The organism is Gordonia sp. YC-XJ4, assembly GCF_059511865.1.
The window spans coordinates 5,182,396-5,204,572 of record NZ_CM183447.1 but is presented as its reverse complement, the minus strand read 5'-3'; the positions used below and the strand labels follow the sequence as shown (position 1 = coordinate 5,204,572).

The 22,177-nt window shown below is 67.3% G+C and carries 21 protein-coding genes and 1 riboswitch; of the genes, 16 read left to right on the top strand and 5 right to left on the bottom strand.

From position 1 onward, the window contains the following. Nucleotides 1-16 precede the first annotated feature (16 nt). Both AC5ZH6_RS23140 and AC5ZH6_RS23135 read left to right on the top strand, forming a co-directional pair. Nucleotides 17-850 (top strand): hypothetical protein, encoded by an 834-nt coding sequence (locus tag AC5ZH6_RS23140; RefSeq protein WP_240524002.1) that lies wholly within the window; start codon nucleotides 17-19, stop codon nucleotides 848-850. Continuing rightward, on the top strand, nucleotides 844-1,326 hold the full coding sequence (locus AC5ZH6_RS23135) for a GNAT family N-acetyltransferase (RefSeq protein ID WP_006371912.1): 483 nt from the start codon (nucleotides 844-846) through the stop codon (nucleotides 1,324-1,326). The genes AC5ZH6_RS23140 and AC5ZH6_RS23135 overlap by 7 nt, the downstream gene beginning before the upstream one ends. 30 nt (nucleotides 1,327-1,356) lie before the next feature. Here AC5ZH6_RS23135 and AC5ZH6_RS23130 read toward each other — a convergent pair whose 3' ends face one another. Continuing rightward, entirely contained in the window at nucleotides 1,357-3,738 is a 2,382-nt protein-coding gene (locus tag AC5ZH6_RS23130) for a serine/threonine-protein kinase (protein ID WP_006371913.1), read from the bottom strand. Between the two features lie 94 nt (nucleotides 3,739-3,832). Next, nucleotides 3,833-4,930: an isochorismate synthase gene (locus AC5ZH6_RS23125; RefSeq protein WP_006371914.1), complete on the bottom strand. Its 1,098-nt coding sequence runs from the start codon at nucleotides 4,928-4,930 to the stop codon at nucleotides 3,833-3,835. Nucleotides 4,931-5,020: 90 nt separating this feature from the next. Beyond that, nucleotides 5,021-5,134, top strand: a riboswitch (SAM riboswitch). Nucleotides 5,135-5,151: 17 nt separating this feature from the next. On the opposite strand from AC5ZH6_RS23125, the gene AC5ZH6_RS23120 reads away from it, so the two are divergent. Together AC5ZH6_RS23120 and AC5ZH6_RS23115 are read left to right on the top strand one after the other, a co-directional pair. Next, complete coding sequence (locus AC5ZH6_RS23120; RefSeq protein WP_006371915.1) at nucleotides 5,152-6,456, top strand: aminotransferase class V-fold PLP-dependent enzyme; 1,305 nt, start codon at nucleotides 5,152-5,154, stop codon at nucleotides 6,454-6,456. Further along, a complete protein-coding gene (locus AC5ZH6_RS23115; protein ID WP_006371916.1) occupies nucleotides 6,453-6,884 on the top strand; it encodes a hypothetical protein in 432 nt (143 codons plus the stop codon). Before AC5ZH6_RS23120 ends, AC5ZH6_RS23115 begins: the two co-directional genes overlap by 4 nt. Before the next feature lie 19 nt (nucleotides 6,885-6,903). Here AC5ZH6_RS23115 and alc read toward each other — a convergent pair whose 3' ends face one another. Next, nucleotides 6,904-7,887 (bottom strand): allantoicase, encoded by a 984-nt coding sequence (alc, locus tag AC5ZH6_RS23110; protein WP_006371917.1) that lies wholly within the window; start codon nucleotides 7,885-7,887, stop codon nucleotides 6,904-6,906. Between the two features lie 186 nt (nucleotides 7,888-8,073). Here alc and AC5ZH6_RS23105 point away from each other — a divergent pair, with 186 nt between their 5' ends. Next, complete coding sequence (locus AC5ZH6_RS23105; RefSeq protein ID WP_496167867.1) at nucleotides 8,074-8,604, top strand: MarR family winged helix-turn-helix transcriptional regulator; 531 nt, start codon at nucleotides 8,074-8,076, stop codon at nucleotides 8,602-8,604. Beyond that, nucleotides 8,601-10,298, top strand: a complete 1,698-nt coding sequence (locus AC5ZH6_RS23100) for an MDR family MFS transporter (protein WP_496167866.1) — start codon at nucleotides 8,601-8,603, stop codon at nucleotides 10,296-10,298. Before AC5ZH6_RS23105 ends, AC5ZH6_RS23100 begins: the two co-directional genes overlap by 4 nt. Before the next feature lie 88 nt (nucleotides 10,299-10,386). On the opposite strand, the gene AC5ZH6_RS23095 is transcribed toward AC5ZH6_RS23100, so the two are convergent. Further along, nucleotides 10,387-10,899 (bottom strand): inorganic diphosphatase, encoded by a 513-nt coding sequence (locus tag AC5ZH6_RS23095; RefSeq protein WP_006371920.1) that lies wholly within the window; start codon nucleotides 10,897-10,899, stop codon nucleotides 10,387-10,389. A 159-nt stretch (nucleotides 10,900-11,058) separates the two neighbouring features. On the opposite strand from AC5ZH6_RS23095, the gene dacB reads away from it, so the two are divergent. The 3 genes from dacB to tilS are packed head-to-tail and all read left to right on the top strand — an operon-like array spanning nucleotide 11,059 to nucleotide 14,482. Next, nucleotides 11,059-12,486: a D-alanyl-D-alanine carboxypeptidase/D-alanyl-D-alanine endopeptidase gene (gene dacB, locus AC5ZH6_RS23090; RefSeq protein ID WP_006371921.1), complete on the top strand. Its 1,428-nt coding sequence runs from the start codon at nucleotides 11,059-11,061 to the stop codon at nucleotides 12,484-12,486. Further along, nucleotides 12,477-13,553 carry a zinc-dependent metalloprotease gene (locus tag AC5ZH6_RS23085; RefSeq protein WP_006371922.1) on the top strand — a complete coding sequence of 359 codons (1,077 nt, stop codon included), beginning with the start codon at nucleotides 12,477-12,479 and terminating at the stop codon, nucleotides 13,551-13,553. The genes dacB and AC5ZH6_RS23085 overlap by 10 nt, the downstream gene beginning before the upstream one ends. Then, complete coding sequence (gene tilS / locus AC5ZH6_RS23080; protein WP_006371923.1) at nucleotides 13,532-14,482, top strand: tRNA lysidine(34) synthetase TilS; 951 nt, start codon at nucleotides 13,532-13,534, stop codon at nucleotides 14,480-14,482. The genes AC5ZH6_RS23085 and tilS overlap by 22 nt, the downstream gene beginning before the upstream one ends. Before the next feature lie 35 nt (nucleotides 14,483-14,517). Here tilS and AC5ZH6_RS23075 read toward each other — a convergent pair whose 3' ends face one another. After that, nucleotides 14,518-15,264 carry a DUF8020 domain-containing protein gene (locus AC5ZH6_RS23075; RefSeq protein WP_035728617.1) on the bottom strand — a complete coding sequence of 249 codons (747 nt, stop codon included), beginning with the start codon at nucleotides 15,262-15,264 and terminating at the stop codon, nucleotides 14,518-14,520. Nucleotides 15,265-15,614: 350 nt separating this feature from the next. On the opposite strand from AC5ZH6_RS23075, the gene hpt reads away from it, so the two are divergent. The 7 genes from hpt to AC5ZH6_RS23040 all read left to right on the top strand — a co-directional run bounded on the left by hpt (nucleotide 15,615) and on the right by AC5ZH6_RS23040 (nucleotide 22,079). After that, complete coding sequence (gene hpt, locus AC5ZH6_RS23070; protein ID WP_006371925.1) at nucleotides 15,615-16,184, top strand: hypoxanthine phosphoribosyltransferase; 570 nt, start codon at nucleotides 15,615-15,617, stop codon at nucleotides 16,182-16,184. A gap of 513 nt (nucleotides 16,185-16,697) precedes the next feature. Next, entirely contained in the window at nucleotides 16,698-19,079 is a 2,382-nt protein-coding gene (gene ftsH, locus AC5ZH6_RS23065) for an ATP-dependent zinc metalloprotease FtsH (RefSeq protein WP_006371926.1), read from the top strand. Between the two features lie 37 nt (nucleotides 19,080-19,116). Then, the gene (gene folE, locus AC5ZH6_RS23060) at nucleotides 19,117-19,731 is read left to right on the top strand and encodes a GTP cyclohydrolase I FolE (RefSeq protein WP_006371927.1); all 615 of its coding nucleotides are present in this window, start codon (nucleotides 19,117-19,119) and stop codon (nucleotides 19,729-19,731) included. Next, nucleotides 19,728-20,615 (top strand): dihydropteroate synthase, encoded by an 888-nt coding sequence (gene folP, locus AC5ZH6_RS23055; RefSeq protein ID WP_014361552.1) that lies wholly within the window; start codon nucleotides 19,728-19,730, stop codon nucleotides 20,613-20,615. Before folE ends, folP begins: the two co-directional genes overlap by 4 nt. Further along, complete coding sequence (gene folB, locus AC5ZH6_RS23050) at nucleotides 20,615-20,986, top strand: dihydroneopterin aldolase (protein WP_006371929.1); 372 nt, start codon at nucleotides 20,615-20,617, stop codon at nucleotides 20,984-20,986. Before folP ends, folB begins: the two co-directional genes overlap by 1 nt. After that, the gene (gene folK, locus AC5ZH6_RS23045; RefSeq protein WP_006371930.1) at nucleotides 20,983-21,540 is read left to right on the top strand and encodes a 2-amino-4-hydroxy-6-hydroxymethyldihydropteridine diphosphokinase; all 558 of its coding nucleotides are present in this window, start codon (nucleotides 20,983-20,985) and stop codon (nucleotides 21,538-21,540) included. The genes folB and folK overlap by 4 nt, the downstream gene beginning before the upstream one ends. Next, complete coding sequence (locus tag AC5ZH6_RS23040; RefSeq protein ID WP_094601111.1) at nucleotides 21,537-22,079, top strand: DUF3180 domain-containing protein; 543 nt, start codon at nucleotides 21,537-21,539, stop codon at nucleotides 22,077-22,079. The genes folK and AC5ZH6_RS23040 overlap by 4 nt, the downstream gene beginning before the upstream one ends. Nucleotides 22,080-22,177 lie beyond the last annotated feature (98 nt).

Here is a 22,177-nt window from a genome sequence, read left to right as displayed (position 1 = left end):
GATGGGGGTCTCGTGGGTGGAACTGATCGGGCGCAATGCGGCGTCCGGCTCGGTGATGGTCTCGGGAGCCCTCAGATCCCTCGGCTCGGATCGCGGAACCGAACTCGATGAGTCCTATCGGTTCTGGTATGCGCCGACCGATCGGTGGCGTATCGAGATCGATGGTGAGCCGGTGTATCTCAGCGGTCGTGACAGATCGCTGGTGCGCATCGACGGCCACATGACGCTGCTGGACGGCGATATCAGGATGCCGATACTCGGTCGCGGGGTCAGCCCGTTGCAGCTACTCGGTCAGAACTCATTGCTGCACAGCATGAGTCGTGACGTCGTCGTGCGCGACGAGCCACGAGCGGTGGATGTCGGTGGCCGTCGAGCCTGGGCGGTGTTGGTGGGGGACCGCTCCGGAAAGAACGGTGAGATCTCCATCGACGAGTCGACCGGGGTGATCGTGCGGCTTACGATGTCGGCCGGTTCGGGATCGTCGGAAGTCGTCGAGCTCACCGAGCATGCCTCGCTCCCGGACGGACTCTTCGAGTGGGATGGGCCGGTTGTCGAAGCGCCTTCGCCACGCGGGCGCCGGGCACGACCGGATCCTGAGGTCGGGCGGCAGGAGCGATCAGAGGTGTTGCGTGCCTGCGTGACAGCGCTCGATCGTTCCGCAGAGGTTCTCTCGCTCATGCAACGTGCCGAATCCGAGGAGGATGCAATCCGGCGGCTGGTGTCGGAGCTCGGCGTGACGACCGTCGGAGCGCAGGCGATCGCAGCGATGCAGATGTCGACGTTCCGACCGGATATTGCGGACCAGCTTCGTCGAGCGCTGGCCGACGACGAGAACAACCGTCGATGCTGATCCGGCGAGCCACCGCCGCCGACGCGCTTCCGGTGGCGCGGGTGCACGTGCGTTCGTGGCAGCGTGGCTACCACGGATTGCTGCCCGACGCCGAACTGCGGGCGATGCGCCCGGAAGACCGCGCCGAGCACTACACCTTTGACGACGACCGCGGGCCCCACACCTGGGTTGCCGAATCATCCGGCCGTATCACCGGTTTCGTGACCATCGGCGAACTCGACGGGCATGCCACGGTGATGGCTCTCTACGTCGATCCGGATCACTGGCGGTCGGGGATCGGGTCGGCCCTCATGGATCACGCGGAGGCGGAGATCGCCCGTCAGGGCTATCCGGTCGCCCGGCTGCACGTGCTGAAGGGCAATGAGCGAGCCATGGACTTCTACGCCGAACGTGGCTGGGCTCCCACGGGGCAGGTGCGGTCGGGGAAGGTCTGGGGAGTGCACATCGATGAGGTCGAGTACGAGAGGCCGTGCTGAGCAGACATTTCCACCGGTAATCTGCGTCCGTCAGATGATGCGACTCGTGCCGATGAAGACCATCCCGGCGAAACCCTCCGGAGTGCCCTGGCTGTTCAGGTCCCACAACTGGTTGCCGTCCGAACCGTAAGCCGTCAAGGTCGTGGTGCAGTCGTTTGCAAGGTAAATAGGTGTCTCACAAGAGTTTTCGGAGCTCGACGCAAAGGCTGTTCGGGTGCCGTCGTCGGCGATCAGGCTCTGCGACCGGAGGTCGGTTAAGACGTGGTCGGGGACGAATCCGGAGTAGAGGGCAAGCGCGTGGGACTCTGTTTCCCTGGAAGTGCCGGAATTGTTGGTCGTCAGTGTCAGCTGCGCTGCGGTTCCCACGCCGACGGCCGTCGACGACGAGTCTCTGCCACCGCCGGTCTCGCTCTGCCAGAGAATGGTTCCGGTGGCGGGATTCGCCACTCCGATGGTGGTTGTCGTCTGAGGTATGCGGTCGATGTCACCCTTGCTGAGAACTGGTAGTGACGGACCGGCTGCGGGTAGTGCATTGATCCCGGCGCGTAGCGGTGTTCCGATCGGATGCCAGTCGGATGCGCCAACGGCGGTTCGCTTGCCGTCCAGATCGTAGTATTCGGGACCGTTGGCTCCGTCCACCACGAAACCCCCAGGGAAAGGCGCCCACGCCGGAGACTCTTCCCATTCTTGGAGCACGCGGTGATAGAGGACCTTGCCGTCAGATGCGCGGCGGATCTCGACTGCGGGGCCCTGGAAGGAACCTGGCTGTTGTACCGGATTGATCAGCGCACTCCCGCTGCCGGTCGCCGGAAGCGCATACTCGCGCGAGTCTTCCTGCCATCGAACCCTTCCGGAGGAGTCGACGCTCATCACCGTCGTCCGGTTGGCGTCGTCGCCCGGGGATTGCTTCAGCGCGAAGAAGCCGGTGTCGGCGGCGACCATCTGGTCGGCGGTCACCTGGCCGACGACGGTTCCTCGTTGTAGGTCGAGCAGAACTTCCGTCGTGTTGGTCATCGGGCAGGCAGCAATCGTCGCGGCGACGACACAGGGTTGGGCGACGTAGCCGTCGGGGCCCATGACCGGCACGGAGATGCTCCGCAACACTTTTCCGGTGTTGGCGTCGAGGACGTCGAATACCGCGGGTTCGGATCCCTCGGTGACCGCGTCGTGCGCGCCGATCGCCAGTTGGATGGTGCCGCCGAGAATCCCCGCGCCGGAATACGTCCATTTCACCCGCGCCGGTTTGGTGGCCAGGGACGGGCTCAGCGGTGAGGCGGGAACATGTGTGAGATCGGCCAACTCGTGTGCGCCTGCCACCGACTTCTCGTAAAAATGCCATCCGAGTACTCCGCCGGTGATCGCGAGAACCGCGACCAGGCCGAGCACCAGGGCGATGGTGAGCCGACCGGGACGCCGGCGTCGCCGACGAGGCGGAGCCGGCACCGGCCACCCGGGCGCAGGGGCCTGTTGGACGGACCCGAAGACGACCGGCGGCCTGCCCGGATGGCCGGAATCCGGTTGCGGACGCACGGTCGGCGCCGGCGTCGGCGTCGGTGCCGAAATCGTTTGTCGCGGTGTCGAAGTAGTTTGTCGCAGTGCCACAGCCAATGCGTTGGCGAACTCCGAACTCGAGGAGAAGCGGCGCGCGGGGTCCTTGTCGGTGGCGCGGGTGAGGACCGCGTCGACGTCGTGGGAGAGTTCCGGCCGGGTGTGTCGCAGACTGGGTAGTGGTTGTTCGAGGTGGCGGGTGATGACTGCCACCGCGTTGGTGTCCTCGTGCGGTGGATGCCCGGCGAGTAAGTGAAAAGCGGTGCAAGCCAGGGAGTACTGGTCGGATCGGCTGTCGAGGGAGAGGCCGCGGAGTTGTTCGGGGGACGCGTAATCAAGCGTGCCGATGGTGGTGCCGGTCGCGGTGAGTCGGGTATTGGTGTCGGTACGGGTGTGGGCGATGCCGAAATCGGTCAGTTGTAATCGCCCGTTGGTCTCGATGAGGATGTTGGCGGGTTTGACGTCGCGGTGGACCAGGCCTCGGCTACCGGCGTAATCGAGCGCGTCGGCGACGGCAGCGACGATGCGTGCAACCTCGGGAGCGGGCATCGGGCCGTGAGTGCGTAGGACTTCGGAGAGGTCGGTGCCGTCGATGAGTTGCAGAGCGATCCAGAGGTGCCCATTGGCTTCGCCGCGGTCGTGAACGGTCACGATTCCGGGATGGGACAGGGTGGCGACAACGTCGGCTTCGCGTTCGAATCGGCGGCGGAATTGATCGTTGTCCGACAAGGAGGAGGCCAGCACTTTCAGTGCGTCGGATCGTGGCAGGCGTGGGTGTCGTGCGACGTAGACCTCACCCATTCCGCCTGCGCCGAGGAGACGTTCGATCGTGTATCCGGCGAAACTCGCTCCCGGTTGCAGCACTGGCCCTCCCCGCTCGATCAACGCGCCAATATATCCGACGTTCGGAGGTTGCAACACGCGCCCTCGCACCGTGTCGGTCTTGCGAATGACGACGTCACATTCCCGAGATTCCCAACGCTCGCAATACCGTCAGCAGCTTCGCGGTGGTCTCGGCGAGTTCGGCATCGGGATCGGAGTCGGCGACGATACCGCCGCCGGCCCACGTGCGAAAGGTTTGTCGGTCGGCGTCGAGTTCGAGGCAACGAATGGTGACCATCCACTCGCCGTCGCCACGCGCGTCGGCCCAGCCGACGGCGCCGGCGTAGAGTCCGCGGGGTTCCTCGTGATCCCGAATGAACTGTGCCGCAGCGTCGGTCGGTGTCCCGCACACCGCCGGGGTGGGGCTCAGGGCGAGGGCCAGGTCGAGTGCGCCGACATCCGGATCGGCGAGGCGGGCGCGGATCGGTGTGGCCAGATGCCACATCTCGCCGGTGGAGAGCAATTGAGGTCGGGTCGCGACGGAAAGCTCCTCGCTGATCGGCGCCAACCGTTCACGCAGATGCTCGACGACGAACGCATGCTCGCGATGGTCTTTTCCCGACGCGGCGAGCTTCTCCCGGGCCTCGCGATCGGCGTCCGGGTCCGACGAGCGTGGAGCCGAACCTGCATACGGATGACAGGTCACCTCGCGGCCACTCTTGTGCAGCAACAACTCCGGGCTCGCGCCGAGGAGCCACGAGTGGCCGCTGTCGACCGCGAACGCATTGTGCTCGGAGTTGCCGTGCGCCAGCGCGCCGAGGAGTTCATCGATCTCTACCGTCGAATCGAGCACCGCACCAACGGTTCTCGCGAGCACCACCTTGTCGAGGTCGCCGGCGTCGATGGCGGCCACCGCTCGCCGCACCCGCTCCCGATGTGTGGGGGCGTCGGGGATCTCGACGAAGTGGGTCAGTGAATGACGGACGGGGGCGCGCCCACCGAGCGCCTGTTCCCGATATAGCCGCGTGGGTGCGAACAGCGCGGCCGGATCTGCGGGGTCGAACGGGAGCGCACCGACCACCGACTCCACCGCACCGGATCGCAGCGCGTCGACGGCGTCGGAGACCGCGGTGAACCGTCGCGCGACGCCCTCGGCGCGAACCACCCCGTGCGGGCGCGACAACACGAACGGAGCAGGCCCCGTTCCCTCATCGTCCACACGTTCGCCGCTCACTCGACCAACCTAGCGCCGGACGGCGTCGGGATTTTGCCCACGCTGAGTGAAAATTGACACCCTCCCGCGTGATAGGCCACCCTTGGTGCAGGTCATGAGTGCCAGTGACAAGCCCCGGCTCGCTGGTCGGCAACCCTCCTCCGCGGTGGGGTGCTCCGGGTGACGACCTGGCCGTGTACCACCCGGACACGGCAAGCGTGGATTCCCAAGGAGATTTTTCGATGACTGCTGTCGTCACCCCCGCATCGATCGCCGCCACCGTGGGCGCAGATCCGTCGTCCATCGAGCCGCTCGCCGAGGTCGTCGGCGCAGGACAACAGGTGCCGCTCGTCGACGGGAGCGAGGTGGCCTACGCCAACCTCGACTATGCGGCGAGCGCCCCCGCCCTGACCGCGGTTGCCGACGCCGTCGCCGCGTCGCTGCACCAGTACGCCAGCGTCCACCGCGGCGCCGGCCATCTGTCCCAGGTCACCACCCGTCGCTACGAGCAGTGCCGGGAGACGGTGCGGCGCTTCGTGCGTGGGCGTGCCGACGACACCGTCGTGTTCACCCGCAACACCACCGACGCGATCAATCTGGCGGCCCACTGCACCCCTGGCGACGTCGTGGTTCTCGACATCGAGCACCACGCCAACCTGCTGCCGTGGGTCTCGCGCGACTCCGGGACGGCCCGCATCGTGACCGCGCGCCCGGGCATCGAGGACACCCTCGTCGCACTCGAATGCGAACTCGCGGCGGCGCCCGCGGCGTTGCTCGCGGTGACCGCGGCCTCCAACGTCACCGGGGAGGTCCTGCCGATCGGACGCATCGCCGCCATCGCGCACCGACACGGCGCGCACATACTCGTCGACGCAGCCCAGCTCGTCGCCCACCGGCCGGTGTCGATGGTCAGCCACGGTATCGACTACCTGGTGTTCTCCGGTCACAAGGTCTACGCGCCGTACGGCGCGGGAGTGCTCATCGGACGGTCGGATTGGCTCGACGCCGCCGACCCCTACCTCGCCGGCGGTGGGGCGTCGGCGCAGGTCAGCGTCGTCGACGGCCCCGACGAGAACTGCGCGGCCACCGCCTGGCACACCGGTGCCGCGCGACATGAAGCAGGGTCGCCGAATGTCTTGGGCGCCATCGCCATCGCTGCCGCCTGCGAGGCGATCACCGAGATCGGCTTCGAGGCGATCGGCCTGCACGAGCACGAATTGCGTTGCAGTCTCGACGACGGGCTCGCGAGCCTCGACGGCGTCGAGGAACTGCGCATCTTCGACGACATCACCGATCGCGTCGGGATTGCCGGGTTCGGCGTCGACGGTATTGCGCCGCGCGCCGTCGCCGAGTATCTCAGCAACGAACACGGCATCGGCGTGCGTGACGGAAAGTTCTGCGCCCACCCGATCCTCAATCGCCTCGGCCACCCCGACGGCGCCGTGCGCGCGAGCTTCGGCCTCGGCACCGGGGCCGCCGACATCGACCGCTTGATCGACGCTCTGGCACAACTGATCTCGACCTCACCCGGAGGGAACCCGGCATGACCATCGAACTCGATCGCATCAGCATCGGACGGCCATCGCTGCGGGTCGCGCTCGCCGACGACATTCCCGCCGACTCCTCGGCGATCGTCGTCCGTCGACCCACGCTGCGTGACGCCCAGCGGGCCCGCTCACTGCTGCGGGCCGGCACCCGTGACACCGCGAACTTCTCCGTCGCACTCGAGGTGGAGGTGGCGATCGCGCCCAGCGCCGCATCGGCGCGGGCGGCGGTCGCACACATCCCGGACGACATCGACGGCGGCACCGTGCGCTACGTCGGCACGCCGAGCGGTCTGGTGACCCTCATCCGCGACATCTACGCGGCCGAGGTCGCCGACGCCGTCATCCTCGTTTCACTCGACGGTTCGGCGACGCGGCACCGCGTGCGCGAGCTGGTGTTGCCGTCGTTCGCGGAGCGGCGCGCGGCTTGATATCTCTGCGCAGGAGTGCTCAGGCCTCGCCGCGCTCCCACTGCTCGACGAGCTCGGTCTGCGCCTCGTCGGTCAGCAGGCCGTACAGCTTGAGTCGGGCCATGCCGCCGTCGGGATAGACATCGATGCGCGCCTCGGTCATCGGGCGGTCGAGATCGATGACGAACCGGTGACGGGTGTCGGGCTGTAAGTCGGTGCGGCCCAACACCTCGAACCACTCGCCGTCCTCGCCATCGCGGCCGCGGACCATCGCCGCGCCGGGCGCGTTGCCCAGGAAGTAGCTGGTGTCGAGTTCGACGAGACTCACCCGGCCCTGCCCGGCCAGGCGCACCTGCACCCAGTCGTTGCCGTCGTCGCGCCGACGCGAGGTCTCCCACCCCTCGCCCATGTGCCGTGCACGGCCGGGCATGAGCAAATTGTTGGGCGAGCTGTAGAACATGTTGGAGCAGGCCGTGATCAGGCCACCGTTCTCCAGCGCGGCCAGATCGAAATGGCCGTAACGGAAGAAGTGCGGGTTGGGTACGCCGCGCCCGTGCACCCGGAATCGGGCCACACCGCCGTCGGGATGCATCGTCAGACGCACGTGGGTGAAGCGGTCCTTCGCATCGACCCGGAACGGGTTGCGGGTGTCGCCGTCGACGGGGCTCTTCTCGACGATGGTGACCCACTCGGTATCGGTCAGCAGCTCGTCGACGGAGACGACGCCCTCCTTGGCGGCGGCCTCGACGGAGATGAACGGCGGATAGTTGCCCTTGAACCACGCGGTGTCGACGACGACGCCGTAGATGACACCCGGCGCGCCGAGCCGGACGATCGCCTGATCGACTCCCGCCTCCCGCCTCCGTCGTGTCTCCCAGCCGTCGTAGATCTGACCCTTGTGACCGAACGTCGCGGGCTGATACTGCGCCGGGGGTGTCTTGATCAGGTTCTGTGCCTCGGCGAAGAGGTCGTCGTTGGTCCACACGACGGCGCCGCCCAGGTCCCGTAAGGCCAGGTCAGGCATGGACGTGAAGTGCGGACGGTTACCCGATGACGTCGGTGGGGGTACAGGGGTCACGACCGTCGATCCTAATGGGATTTGCCACGACGACGAACTCGAGCGCATACTTGCGGCCGCCAACTACATGTAGCCAACAACTAGTTGTAGTCGGCAAGGAAATCGGACATCGTCATCGATCGGGGGATCGGCATGCTCGGAGATCGCGACATCGATCAGCTCTTCGACACACTCGCGCGTTACATCCGTATCCGCGACCGCGCGGTCCACACGACCTTCCGTACGCCCGACGGTGAGTTCGAGACGGCGGCCTTCAAGGGCCTGTTCCATCTGGCCAAACGCCCGATGCGCTCGCGAGAGCTGGCCGCGGAACTCGGCGCCGATCCGTCGACGGTCAGCAGGCACGTCAGTCAACTCGTCGACCTCGGGCTCATCCGACGCGAAGCCGACCCGCACGACGGGCGCGCGACGCTGCTCGTCGTCACCGACGCCGGACGTGACCGCGTCGAGTCGATGCGCGCGGGCCGCCGCCCGGCGGTGAACTCCGCGATGAGCGAGTGGTCTGCCGACGAAATGGCGACCCTGGTAACCCTTCTCACCCGCTTCGTCGACGCCGCCGAGACCCTGGTCCCGCCCGCGTGCGAACGCCGGCCATCCGAGACGGCACCGGCGTCCGAATCACCACGTATCCCCCCAGCCCCTACGACCACGAGGAACTCATGACCAACGACAACGTCACCACCTCTGCGGTGAGTCCCCCGGAGGAGCACGCCGGAGCGGGACTCTCGCACCGGCAGATCCTGACGGTGCTGACCGGCCTGATGCTCGGCATGTTCCTCGCGGCGCTCGACCAGACGATCGTCTCGACCGCGATCCGCACGATCGCCGACGATCTGCAGGGCTACGACATGCAGGCCTGGGTCACGACGGCCTACCTGGTCACCTCGACCATCGTCACACCGCTCTACGGCAAGCTCTCCGACCTCTACGGGCGTAAGCCGTTCTTCCTGCTGGCCATCTCGATCTTCGTGATCGGTTCGCTGGCCTGCAGTATGGCGACCTCGATGTACGAGCTCGCCGCGTTCCGCGCCTTCCAGGGTCTCGGTGCCGGCGGCCTGTTCACCTTGGCGCTGACGACCATCGGCGATATCGTCCCGCCCCGCGAACGTGCCAAGTACCAGGGCTACTTCCTGGCCGTGTTCGGTACCTCCAGTGTGCTGGGACCGGTGCTCGGCGGACTGTTCGCCGGGCAGTCCTCGATCCTCTGGGTCTCCGGGTGGCGCTGGGTGTTCCTGGTCAATGTGCCGATCGGCATCCTCGCCCTCGCCGTGGTCTACCGGGTCCTCAACTACGACCAGAACAAGGGCGTCGGTGGCCGCACCGACTACTGGGGTGCCACCGCGCTGGCGGTGACCGTCGCACCGCTGCTGATCGTCGCCGAACAGGGCCGCGAATGGGGATGGCTGTCGGGCTGGTCCTGGCTGTGCTACATCGTCGGCGCGGTCGGGCTCGCGGTGTTCGTGTTCATCGAGCACCTGATGGGCGATGACGCGTTGATCCCGTTGCGCGTCTTCGCGCAGGGCATCGTCGTCTCGATGGTCGTCGGCGCGGTGATGTTCGGCGGCATCTCGATGCTGCCGCAGTACTTCCAGGTGCTGCGCGGGTCGAGCCCGATGGTCGCGGGCCTGCAGATGCTGCCGATGGTGCTCGGGCTGATGACCGGGTCGGTGCTGTCGGGTCAGCTGATCTCGCGGACCGGACGGTACAAGATCTTCACCATCCTGGGTTCGGTCCTGATCACGGTGATGATGTTCATGCTGCACACGGTCGGACTGTCGACGCCGGTGTGGCTGGTCATGATCTACGCGTTCTTCCTCGGCTTCGGGCTCGGTAACCTCATGCAGCCGATCACCCTGGCCATGCAGAACATCCTGCCGCCCAAGGACATGGGACTGTCGACGGGTACCGCGACCTTCTTCCGGCAGATCGGTGCGACGCTCGGTGTGGCCGTGTTCTTCTCGATGCTGTTCAGCTTGATGGGCCCCAACATCAAGGACGAGATGGTCACCGCGGCGGCGGCTCCGCAGTACCGCACCGCGGTGATGACCGCCGCGTCGAGTCCGGACCCGCAGGTCAGCGGATTCGCCAAGGGTCTCATCAGTGCGGCGCAGAATCCGGGTGCCGGGGGTGGCTCGGCATCGGAGAGCGTGATGTCGGATACCTCGGTGATCAGCAAGCTCCCCACCGAGCTGGCCCAACCGATCAAACAGGGCTTCGCCAACTCGATGGACCGCGTGTTCCTGACGGTCTCGATCATCTCGTTGCTCGCGATCATAGGCACCGTCACGTGGAAGGAATTGCCGCTGCGCAGGGGTAAACCGCTCGGCGACCCGGAGTCGACCGGCCCCGCGCAGTAGACACCGGCTCGGCCCCCGGCGTGAGAAGAAACGGCGCCCGCCCCCGCGATCGGGGGACGGGCGCCGTTCTCGTGCTCGAAAGCCAGCGTCAGCCGCGCGAGGGCTCGTTGGCGTCGTGTGGCTGCTTCTCGAGACGCTCGATGGCCTCCTGCGCCACCTTCTCCGCCTCGGCGGTACCAACCCAACCACCCGGGTTCACGTGCTTGCCGGGCTCGAGGTCCTTGTAGTGCTCGAAGAAGTGCGCGATCGCCTTGAGCTCGTACTCGGGGACGTCACCGATGTCCTGGATGTGATCCCAGCGCACGTCCTTGGCCGGGACGCACAGCAGCTTGTCGTCACCACCGGCCTCGTCGGTCATGGTGTACATGCCGACGATCCGGGCCCGGACGATCACACCGGGGTACACCGACTCCGGCAGCAGGACGAGGGCGTCGAGCGGGTCGCCGTCCTCGCCGAGCGTGTTGTCGATGTAGCCGTAATCGGCGGGGTAACCGAACGCGGTGTAGAGGTAGCGGTCGAGATAGATCTTGCCCGTCTCGTGGTCCACCTCGTACTTGTTGCGGCTTCCCTTGGGGATCTCGATGGTCACATCGAATTCCACGCGTCCTCCTTGATCGTGGCACTGTCGTTGGGGTGAGCGCGGCCGCCGCTGCCCGAAACGCCGGATGCAGGTATCGGCTCATCGTGCGAGTCGGCGGCGCGAATCGCCTCAACGATACTGTTAGGTCCACATGAAGGAACGTCGAGACCCGGAGGTTGTGTGGGTGCACATCACGGAAGCGCCGCGGTGAACCGGCCGCGGACGCGTCGTCGGCGCCTCATCTGGTCGTTGCTCTCGATCGCTCTGGTCGCCGTCATCGCGGTCGGCGGGGTGTTCACCTACCTGCAGCTGACCAAACCCGACCCACTTCCGCCGGGCACCCCCGACCGGCCCGCGCCGATCGCCTTCACGCCCGCCATCGACCCGGTGTCGGCGACCGCGCCCGAACCGACCCCGGCCGGGGTCCAGCGAGCCATCGCCGCGTCGCTCAAAGCGCCCGCACTGGGCACCCTCACCGGCCAGATCAGCGACGCGCTGACCGGGACGGTGCTGTGGTCGCAGGGCGCCGACCAGCCGCGCACCCCGGCGTCGAACGCGAAAATCCTCACCGCGGCGGCGGTGCTGCTCGCCCTGCCCCACGATCAGCGCATCACCACCACCGTGCTCGCCGGGCCCGACGGGCAGATCATCCTCAAGGGCGCGGGGGACCCGACGCTCAGCGCCCAGCCGCCCGGGGTCGACACCTTCTACACCAACCCGGCCCGGATCTCGCAGCTCGCCGACCAGATCAAGAACTCCGGGGTCGACGTGCGGTCGGTGGCCGTGGACGTCAGCGCGTACACGGGACCGTCGATGGACCCGACGTGGGATCGCGCCGACATCGCCGGCGGCGACATCACCCCGATCCAGCCGCTCATGATCGACGGCGGCCGCACCGCGCGACCGCTCGACGAGTACTCGCCGCGCGTCGCCGACCCGGCGGTCGCCGCAGGCAAGGCGCTCGCCACGGCCCTCGGGGTGTCGACCGACGTCACCGAGACGACCGCGCCGGCGGGTGCGCAGACCCTCGCGAAGGTGTCCTCGGCCCCGTTGCTCACCCGCGTCGACGACATGAACCGCTTCTCCGACAACGTGATGGCCGAGGCGCTATCCATCGAGTTGTCGGTGTCCCAGGGTGGTCCGGCCACCTTGTCCGGAGGCGCCGCAGCGGTGGTGAAAACGTTGCGGGACAACGGTTTCGACACCTCCGGGGTGACCCTGCACGATTCGTCGGGGCTCTCGTATCAGAACAAGATCCCGGCCGCATTCCTCGACACCCTGATGGGCGCCATCAGCGGTCCCGACGATTCGAACAGCCCCAGTGGTGCCCGCAACGCCAAACTACGCCCGATCCTCGAGGGCCTGCCGATCGCCGGTGGCACCGGGACCCTCGCCGACCGCTTCGACGAACCGGACAACCCGGCAGCGGGCTGGGTGCGGGCCAAGACCGGAACTCTGACCGGCGTCAGTTCGTTGACCGGCATAGTGCAAACCGTCGATGGGCGGGTGTTGTCGTTCGCGTTGATGTCGGGGGGAACCTCCCCGGCCGACGCCCGCCCGGCACTCGACGCCATCCCCGGCGACCTGAGGGAGTGCGGATGTCGATAGATCACGCAGACCACGATCTGGAGTCGGTCGGCGCCAAGATCGACTGGGGCCTCGCGTCCACGGTGGGTAAGAAACTCTCGCGGCCCGGCCCGAAGATGACCGACTACACGCGGATGGCCGCCCGGGTCGAACTCGCCGACGCCGCGGTGCGCGCCGAGGCGCCGGTCCGCGAGGTCACCGGTCTCGCCGACGGCCTCGCGGTGCCCGCGGCACGCGTGCTCGAACGCGACGAATGGATCGACGCCGCAGGGCAATCCATGCGATCGATGCTCTCGGGGCCAGGTGGCGCCGACGACTCACCCGGTCTGAGCGGGCGCATCGGCGGGCTGCAGGCCTCGGGTCTGCTGGCCTTCCTCTCCACCGCGATCCTCGGACAGTACGACCCGTTCTCGCCGCCGGAGGAGTCGGTATCGGGGACCGCCGACGACCCGGGTGTGTTGATGCTGGTGCTGCCCAACATCGTCGGCGTCGAGCGGACGCTGAAGGTGGTCCCGTCGGACTTCCGGCTCTGGGTGTGTCTGCACGAGGTGACCCACCGGGTGCAGTTCTCGGCCAACCCGTGGTTGCGGCAGTACATGCTCGACAACATCGAGGTGCTGACCTCCGACGCCGGCGAGTCGATCTCCGACGTCGTCGAACGCATCACCGGCGCGCTCAAGGGCGGCAAGCCCCGGGAGAAGGGCGTGATCGGTGCGATGCAGTTGCTGCAGACGCCCGAACAGTACGACGCCTTCAATCGGATGCTGATGCTCGGCACCCTGCTCGAAGGCCACGCCGATCACGTGATGGACGCCGTCGGCCCGGCGCAGGTACCCACCGTGGCGTCGATCCGCGCGGCGTTCGACAAGCGGCGCACGGGACCGAAGAATCCGGTGCAACGCATCATCCGTGCCCTCATCGGTATGGATGCCAAACTGGCCCAATACATTCGGGGTAAGGCATTCGTCGACGAGGTGGTCTCGACGGTGGGCATGGAGTGCTTCAACACGATCTGGACCTCGCCGGAGACGATGCCGCTGCCCGCCGAGATCGACGAACCGGCGAAATGGATAGCGCGGGTGCTCTGACCCGGGCGGTCGAGCGATTCGCCGCCGACCACCTCGACGGCCACCGGCAGGTCTGCGTCGGACTCTCCGGCGGTCCGGATTCGCTGGCGCTGACCGCGGCCGCCGTGCGCGCCGGGTTCGAGGTTCGTGCGCTCGTCGTCGATCACCGGCTCCAGCATGGGTCGGCGCATGTCGCCGACGCCGCGGCCGTGGCGGCGCGCGGGCTCGGTGCCCGCGCGCAGCTGATCGAGGTGAGTGTCGGCACCGCGGGTGGGATGGAGGCAGCGGCCCGGACGGCCCGCTACGCGGCACTCGAGGAGGCCCGGGACGGATGGCCGGTGCTGCTCGGCCACACCGCCGACGATCAGGCCGAGACAGTTCTGCTCGGACTGGCACGCGGCTCGGGCGCGCGTTCGATCGCCGGGATGCGGGCGTGGTCGGCGCCGTGGGGAAGGCCCTTCCTGGGTGTCCGGCGTGCGCAGACCGTCGGTGCCTGCACCGAACTCGGGCTGGCTCCACATGCCGACGCGCACAACCGTGATCCCCGGTTCACCCGGGTGCGTCTGCGTTCGGAGGTCCTGCCGCTGCTCGACGACGTCGTCCACGGCGGTGTCGTCGAGGCGCTGTGCCGCACGGCCGATGCGTTACGCGCCGACACCGACGCCCTCGACGCGCTCGCCGAGGAGTATCACCGTGCCGCCCGCACCGACGCGGGCCTGGCGATCGAGCGGGTGCGAGATCTCGCCGCCGCGGTGCGGACCAGGGTGATCCGGCGGTGGCTTCTCGACGTCGGGGCCACCGAGCCGACGAGCCGGGTGATCGGTGCCGTGGACGCGTTGGTCGTCGATTGGCACGGTCAGGGCGGTGTCGCCGTCGGCGGCGATGGCGGGTCCCGACGTGAGGTCGCCCGGGTCGGCGACGTACTCACGGTGCGGGACTCACCGCGCTGACGTCGCCGGACCCGGGCGTGCGGGGTTGGACCGGCTCACTTCTGGGGTGAGCTGGTCCGGGGTGGGACGAACGGGGAGTTGATGGTCTGCAGGTACTGGATTCCCGCGACGACGAGGGTGCCGCCACCGCCGACGATCGTGCCCGCGACACCGCCGAGACCCGCTGCGGGGACGACGGCCACCAGGCAGCCGATGACCGCGGCGGCCAGTCCGATCGCGCAACCGATGACGCCGCCGACGATCGCGCCGATGATGGTGCCCACCAGTGTCCCGATCGTGGTGCCTGCGCCGAGGATTTGCATGAATTGCGCCAATGCCTGATTGTCGCGTTCCTGCCGGGTCGTCGGGGCGTCGACGAGTTGCTTTCCTGCGGCGGCGCGAACGGGTTCCACCAATTGTGGATCGATTGATCGTGAGTCGGCCACGCGGTGTGACGGAATGAGTGTCACCGAATTGCCGGAAATCTGCGCCGCAATCGGGTACTCCCGGTCCTCGAGGCGGTAGCTCAACGGCATTTGGAAAACCGCCGAACCGGCATTGTCGACGATTGCCAGAGAGTTCTGGCCACGCTTGAATGTGCCGTGTTGCAACGTCAGGGTGAGCGACGTGCTGGTGCTCGACAGCGTGTAGCCCACCGGGGTCGGCGGCGCTGCATTGGCCGGGGTCCCACGCGAAATCAACACCAGTGCAAGGGAAATCGCGACCAAGAGGATGATGCTGCGGTGCCGGGATCGGCCGCTCGGGCTCCTGTGGTCTGTCGGTGGTGGCGATGAGGTGTGCATGGGGTGTCCATTCGGCGGGTCGGTCCGATCCGGGCGACGAAGAATGCCGAGTGGGGCAAACGTGGACGTCATCGTCCGGGCGGAATGATGGAATCCGGACATTGCCGGGGCATGTCCGGGGTTTCGGTGCACAGGTTTTCTTACTGCTTTGGAGATTGTTCAACTTGAATGCGTCAGAAGTCCAAAAAATCGCGTGAGATGTGACCGCTGTGGCGTCGCGTTATCGAGTTGTGATGTTATGTCGTCAAACGGCGGACAAAATGCACGCCCTTGCCTTTCTTCCTTGACGCCCGACGGCGCTCGCCGACGTCGGATCCATCCCGGTCGTCGGGCATGACAAGCTAGAGGCCGTGGCGAACGAGATCGAACACCATTACGGCGACGACATCGAAGCGGTGCTGATCACCGAGGAACAGATCAAACAGCGCACCGCCGAGCTGGCCGAGTCGGTTGCCTCGCGCTACGCCGGTATCGAGGACGATCTCGTCCTCATCGGTGTGCTCAAGGGCGCGATCATGTTCATGACCGACTTCGCGCGGGCGTTGCCCATTCCGTCGCAGATGGAGTTCATGGCGGTGTCGAGCTACGGTTCGGCGACGTCGTCGTCGGGTGTCGTCCGCATTCTCAAGGACCTCGACCGCGACATCGCCGGGCGCGACGTCCTGATCGTGGAGGACATCATCGACTCCGGGCTCACCTTGTCGTGGCTGATGAAGAGCCTGGCGACCCGCTCGCCGAAGTCGTTGGAGGTGTGCACGCTGCTCCGCAAGCCCGAGGCGGTTCGCTCGCCGGTCGACGTCGCCGAGGTCGGTTTCGATATCCCCAACGAGTTCGTGGTCGGGTACGGCCTCGACTACGCCGAGCGTTATCGCGACCTGCCGTTCATCGGTCGGCTGCGCCCGAGCGTGTACCAAGGCTGAGCGATCCCCTCGCGGCGACGGGTAACGGTTGCCGATGGTGGCGGCGTGGCGAGGAGCGCAGCGACAAAGCCCCCCCACAACGTGCGTGCGCCGCGCCGCGATGAGGAGGAGCCGGCGAGGAGCGCAGCGACAATGCCCCACAACGTGCGTGTGCCGCGCCGCGATGAGGAGGAGCCGGCGAGGAGCGCAGCGACAATGCCCCACAACGTGCGTGTGCCGCGCCGCGATGAGGAGGAGCGCACGAGGAGCGTAGCGACAATGTGCGCGATCGACGAAGAGCGGTGCTAAAGGGCGCACGCACCCGCGACGCCGGAGGCGGCGCCAACAAACACAGGGAACGGTTTTACCTGCGCGATCGTTGACCGGTAGCCTTATCACAACGATCACGGTCGATGCTCGGCGTGCGTCTGCACGATTTGTCCGCGTCAACTCGGCTTGTTGTGGTCACGAATCGATGGGAAGGACCAACGGGACCGGTCGGGTGTCACCACCGCCGACCAACCCCTCACTGGCATGAACCGCAAGACAGTCTTCCGCAATCTCGCCATCGTGGCGGTCATCGTGCTCGCCTTCTGGGGCTGGAGCGTCTGGCGCGACAATGATCGCGACTACACGGCCGTCGACACCTCGGTCGCGTTGACGCAGCTCAACACGAAGAACACCAAGTCGATTCAGATCGACGACCGTGAGCAGCAGCTGCGTATCGAGACCAATACGCCGGTCAAGGTCGGCGATGACGAGTCGACCAAGATCTCGACGAAGTATCCCTCGGCGGCGAGTGAGGAGATCTTCAACGACGTCAAGGCGACCGGTGCGCCGTATCAGACGAATGTCAACGAGCAGTCGGTGTTCTGGCAGATCATGATCTTCCTGCTGCCGATGTTGTTGCTGTTCGGTTTGTTCTTCTTCGTGATGAGTCGCATGCAGGGTGGTGGTCGTGGCGGCGTGATGGGCTTCGGCAAGTCGCGCGCCAAGCAGCTCACCAAGGACATGCCGAAGACCACGTTCTCCGATGTCGCCGGCGCGGATGAGGCGGTCGAGGAGCTCTACGAGATCAAGGACTTCTTGCAGAATCCGACGCGCTATCAGGCGCTCGGCGCGAAGATCCCCAAGGGCGTGTTGCTCTACGGTCCGCCCGGTACCGGTAAGACGTTGTTGGCTCGCGCGGTCGCCGGTGAGGCCGGGGTGCCGTTCTTCACGATCTCGGGTTCGGATTTCGTCGAGATGTTCGTCGGTGTCGGTGCCTCCCGTGTGCGTGACCTGTTCGAGCAGGCCAAGAACAACAGTCCGTGCATCATTTTCGTCGACGAGATCGATGCGGTCGGGCGTCAGCGTGGTGCGGGTCTCGGCGGTGGTCACGACGAGCGCGAGCAGACTCTCAACCAGCTGCTCGTCGAGATGGATGGCTTCGGGGACCGGCAGGGCATCATCCTGATCGCGGCCACCAACCGTCCCGACATCCTCGATCCGGCGTTGCTGCGTCCGGGTCGTTTCGACCGGCAGATCCCGGTCGGCAATCCCGACATGGCCGGGCGCCGGGCGATCCTGCGCGTGCACGCCAAGGGCAAGCCGATCGATTCCGACGCCGATCTCGACGGTCTGGCCAAGCGGACCCCGGGCATGTCCGGTGCCGATCTGGCCAACGTGGTCAACGAGGCGGCGTTGCTGGCCGCTCGTGAGAACAAGCACACGATCACCGCGGAGATGCTCGAGGAGGCCGTCGACCGTGTGATCGGCGGGCCGCGTCGTAAGAGCCGCATCATCAGTGAGCACGAGAAGAAGGTCGTCGCCTACCACGAGGGCGGTCACACGTTGGCCGCGTGGGCGATGCCGGATCTCGACCCGATCTACAAGGTGACCATCCTGGCCCGTGGACGCACCGGCGGTCATGCGCTGGCCGTACCCGAGCAGGACAAGGACATCATGACCCGCTCGGAGATGATCGCCCGCCTGGTGATGGCGATGGGTGGTCGTGCCGCCGAGGAGTTGGTGTTCCACGAGCCGACGACGGGCGCGTCGTCCGACATCGATCAGGCGACGAAGATCGCGCGGGCGATGGTCACCGAATACGGTATGAGCGCCAAGCTCGGTGCGGTCCGGTACGGGCAGGAGCAGGGTGATCCGTTCCTCGGCCGTTCGATGGGCAACCAGACCGACTACTCCGCGGGGGTTGCCGGCGAGATCGACGAGGAGGTGCGCCGGCTGATCGAGGCTGCGCACACCGAGGCGTGGGCCATTCTCTCGGAGTACCGCGACACCCTCGATGTGCTCGCCAGCGAGTTGTTGGAGAAGGAGACGCTGACCCGGAAGGATCTGGAGAAGATCTTCTCGCAGGTCGAGAAGCGGCCGCGGATCACCACGTTCAACGATTTCGGCGAGCGCACGCCGAGTGACAAGCCGCCGGTAAAGACGCCGGGTGAGCTCGCGATCGAGCGTGGTGAGCCTTGGCCGCCGCCGGAGCCGGTGAAGGTTCCCGAGCCGGTCGGCGCGGTTGGCCCTCCTGGAGGACAACCGGGGGCACCGGCGTATCCTCCGCAGGCGGCACCCGGGTATCCGCATCCGGGGCAGTTCCCGCCGCAGCAGAATCCGTATCCGCCCCAGTCATATCCACCGCAGTCGTATCCGCCCGAGTCCTATCCGCCCCAATACCCGCCGCAGGGGCAGCCCCAGCCGGGCCATCAGGCCGGGACGTGGCCCGATTACGGCGCCCCGCGTGATTGGTCGGCGCCCGGGTGGCCGCCGCGCGAGCAGGGCCCCGGGGTCAACGGCGGCACCGAGCCCAATGGCGCAAATGGCGCAAACGGCTACGGGGGCAACGGGAGTGGCCCGGGTGCCAACGGGCATTCCGGGCGGCCGGACGAGACCGGAAAAGACGTGAACGGTACCGGCGCCTGAGTCCGGTGGCGACTCGAGGCGATCGAAGGGGACGGATGTGACGACACTCGACCAGCGGGGTCCGGATTCGGCTGCGGAACCGGTGCGGGAGTTCGATCAGGCCCGGGCCGAGGCCGCGGTGCGTGAACTGCTCCTCGCGATCGGCGAGGACCCGGATCGAGAAGGGTTGCGGCGCACCCCGACCCGTGTCGCCAACGCCTATCGGGAGATGTTCGCCGGGCTCTACACCGATCCGTCGGAGGTGCTCGCGACGACCTTCGACGAGGACCACGACGAGTTGGTGCTGGTCAAGGACATCCCGCTGTATTCGACGTGCGAACATCACCTCGTGTCCTTTCACGGGGTCGCGCACGTCGGTTACATCCCGGGCGTCAGCGGGCAGGTGACCGGTCTGTCCAAGCTGGCGCGACTGGTCGATCTGTACGCGAAACGTCCGCAGGTTCAGGAACGTCTCACCAGCCAGGTCGCCGATGCCCTTGTGCGACGGCTCAATCCGCGCGGCGTGATCGTCGTGATCGAGGCCGAGCACCTGTGCATGGCCATGCGTGGCATCCGCAAGCCGGGCGCGCGGACCACCACGTCGGCGGTGCGCGGTCTGTTCAAGACCAGTGCGGTCTCGCGGGGCGAAGCGCTCGACCTCATCACCCGGTGAGTCCCGCGCCGACCCAGGTGATGGGCATCATCAACGTCACCGCCGACTCGTTCTCCGACGGCGGCCGCTACCTGGATCTCGACGCCGCGCTCGCGCACGGGCAACAACTGCTCGACGACGGCGCCGACCTCATCGACGTCGGCGGTGAATCCACCCGTCCCGGCGCCGTTCGCGTTGATCCGGAGATCGAGACGGCGCGGGTCGCCCCGGTGATCTCCGCGCTCACCGACCTCGGGGCAACGGTTTCCGTCGACACCATGCGCGCCTCGGTCGCCGCGGCTGCGATCGAGGCGGGTGCGCGCATCGTCAACGACGTGTCCGGAGGCCGTGCCGACGCCGATATGGCCCGTGTGATGGCTGATGCCGGGCTGCCGTGGATCCTCATGCACTGGCGTCCGGCCGGGGACGACTCCGACGCCGGGCGCCGCTTCACTCACCGGGTCGACGACGTCGGCGGCTATCACGACGTCGTCGCCGAGGTCAGTCGCGAACTGCTCGGCCAGGTCGATGCCGCCGTCAGCGCGGGCGTCGACCCGGATCGGATCATCCTCGACCCGGGCCTGGGTTTCGCCAAGACCGCCGACCACAACTGGGCGCTGCTGCACGCGTTGCCGACGTTCGTCGGACTGGGTTTTCCGATCCTCGTCGGCGCGTCTCGTAAACGTTTCCTGGGCACGTTGTTGGCCGCCGGCGGCGCCGACCGGCCACCGGCCGGTCGGGACGTCGCCACCGCAGCGGTGTCGACCCTCGCCGCTGCCGGCGGGGCCTGGGGGGTGCGGGTCCATGACGTCGCCGCCAGCCGCGACGCGGTCCTCGTGGCCGCGGCCTGGCGAGCAGGTGGATGCGGTCGGGTACACGCCCACGTACAGGCAGGGGAGCGCTGATGGCCGATCGGATCGAGCTGAAGGGGCTGCGGGTCCGTGGCAATCATGGTGTCTTCGAGCATGAACGCCATGACGGTCAGCTCTTCATCGTCGACGCCACACTGTGGGCCGACCTGCGTTCCGCGGCAGCCAGCGACGACCTCGCCGACACCGTCGACTACGGTGCGCTGGCCCACCAGATCCATGCGATCGTCGCGGGCCCGGCGCGGAATCTGATCGAGACGGTCGGCGCGGAGATCGCCGACGCGGTGATGGCCGACGAGCGCATCCTGGCTTGCGAGATCGTCGTGCACAAGCCGTCGGCGCCGATCCCGTTGGCCTTCGACGACATCGCGGTGGTCACCCGTCGGTCGCGGAAGTCGGTCAAGTGAGCACCGTCCCCGTCGGCCACAGCCGCGCGGTGCTGTCCGCGGGGTCCAACATCGGCGACTCGGTGGCCACCTTGGCGCTGGTGCCCGACGGGTTCGCCACCGCAGGCCCCGATATCCGCGTCGTCGCCGTGTCCGACGTGTACGCGACCGCGCCGTGGGGTGGGGTCGAGCAGGACGATTTCTGCAACATCACGCTGATCGTGGAGGGCAAACGGGAGCCGCACGAGTGGCTGCGGATCGGCGCCGACCTGGAGAATCGGGCGCACCGCACCCGCGAGGTGCGATGGGGACCCCGCACCCTCGACGTCGACGTCATCACGGTCGACACCGCCGACGGCACCGTCCACTCCGACGACCCCGACCTCACGCTGCCGCATCCGCGGGCCCATCAGCGGGCGTTCGTGCTGCTGCCCTGGCTGCAGATCGACCCCGACGCCGAACTCCTCACCGAGGCCGGGCCCCGGCGGGTCGCCGAGCTGGCCGCAGCCCTGCCCACCGACGAGCGCGACGGGGTACGCCGGACCGGGCCGCTGTCGAGGTCCGCACTGCGATGAGCGAGCCCTCCGCGCCCAAGAAGGACGACGACGAGCACCAGGGGATGGGACCCACCAAGCCCCTCGACCTGGTCCTCGTGGCCGTCATCGTCGGCGTCACCGCGTGGATTCTGGTGCGCTACAACTATTCCAGCGTCCCGCCGATCCCGGCGTTGGCCGGCATCGTCCTCTACGTCCTCGCCGTCATCGAGGCGGTCACCGGGTTCATCGTGCGGGCACGCGTCGAGGGCAAACAGGTCGGCCGGGCCCGCGGGCAGTTGCACCCGCTGACCGCAGCCCGGGTGGTCGCGCTGGCCAAGGCGTCGGCGATTCTCGGGGCGATCGCCACCGGGTTGTGGGGCGGGGTGCTTGTCTTCTTGCTCAATCAGACCGGGGTGAGCGCCGCCGAACACGACACGCCCGCCGCGGTCGTCGGCCTCATCGGGGGTGTGGTGCTCACCGTTGCCGCCCTCTGGCTCGAATACTGTTGCCGCGCGCCCGACGACCCCGACGACAATTCCGTCAACGGCAACGGTCACACGCGACCGGGCCCGGCCTGAGAAGTCCGCGGCGACGCCGATGATTCCGGCGGCGCCACTCACGCCGCGCCATAGCGCATCGACGATTCGTGACTCTCCGCCGGGCTTGTACACCCAAA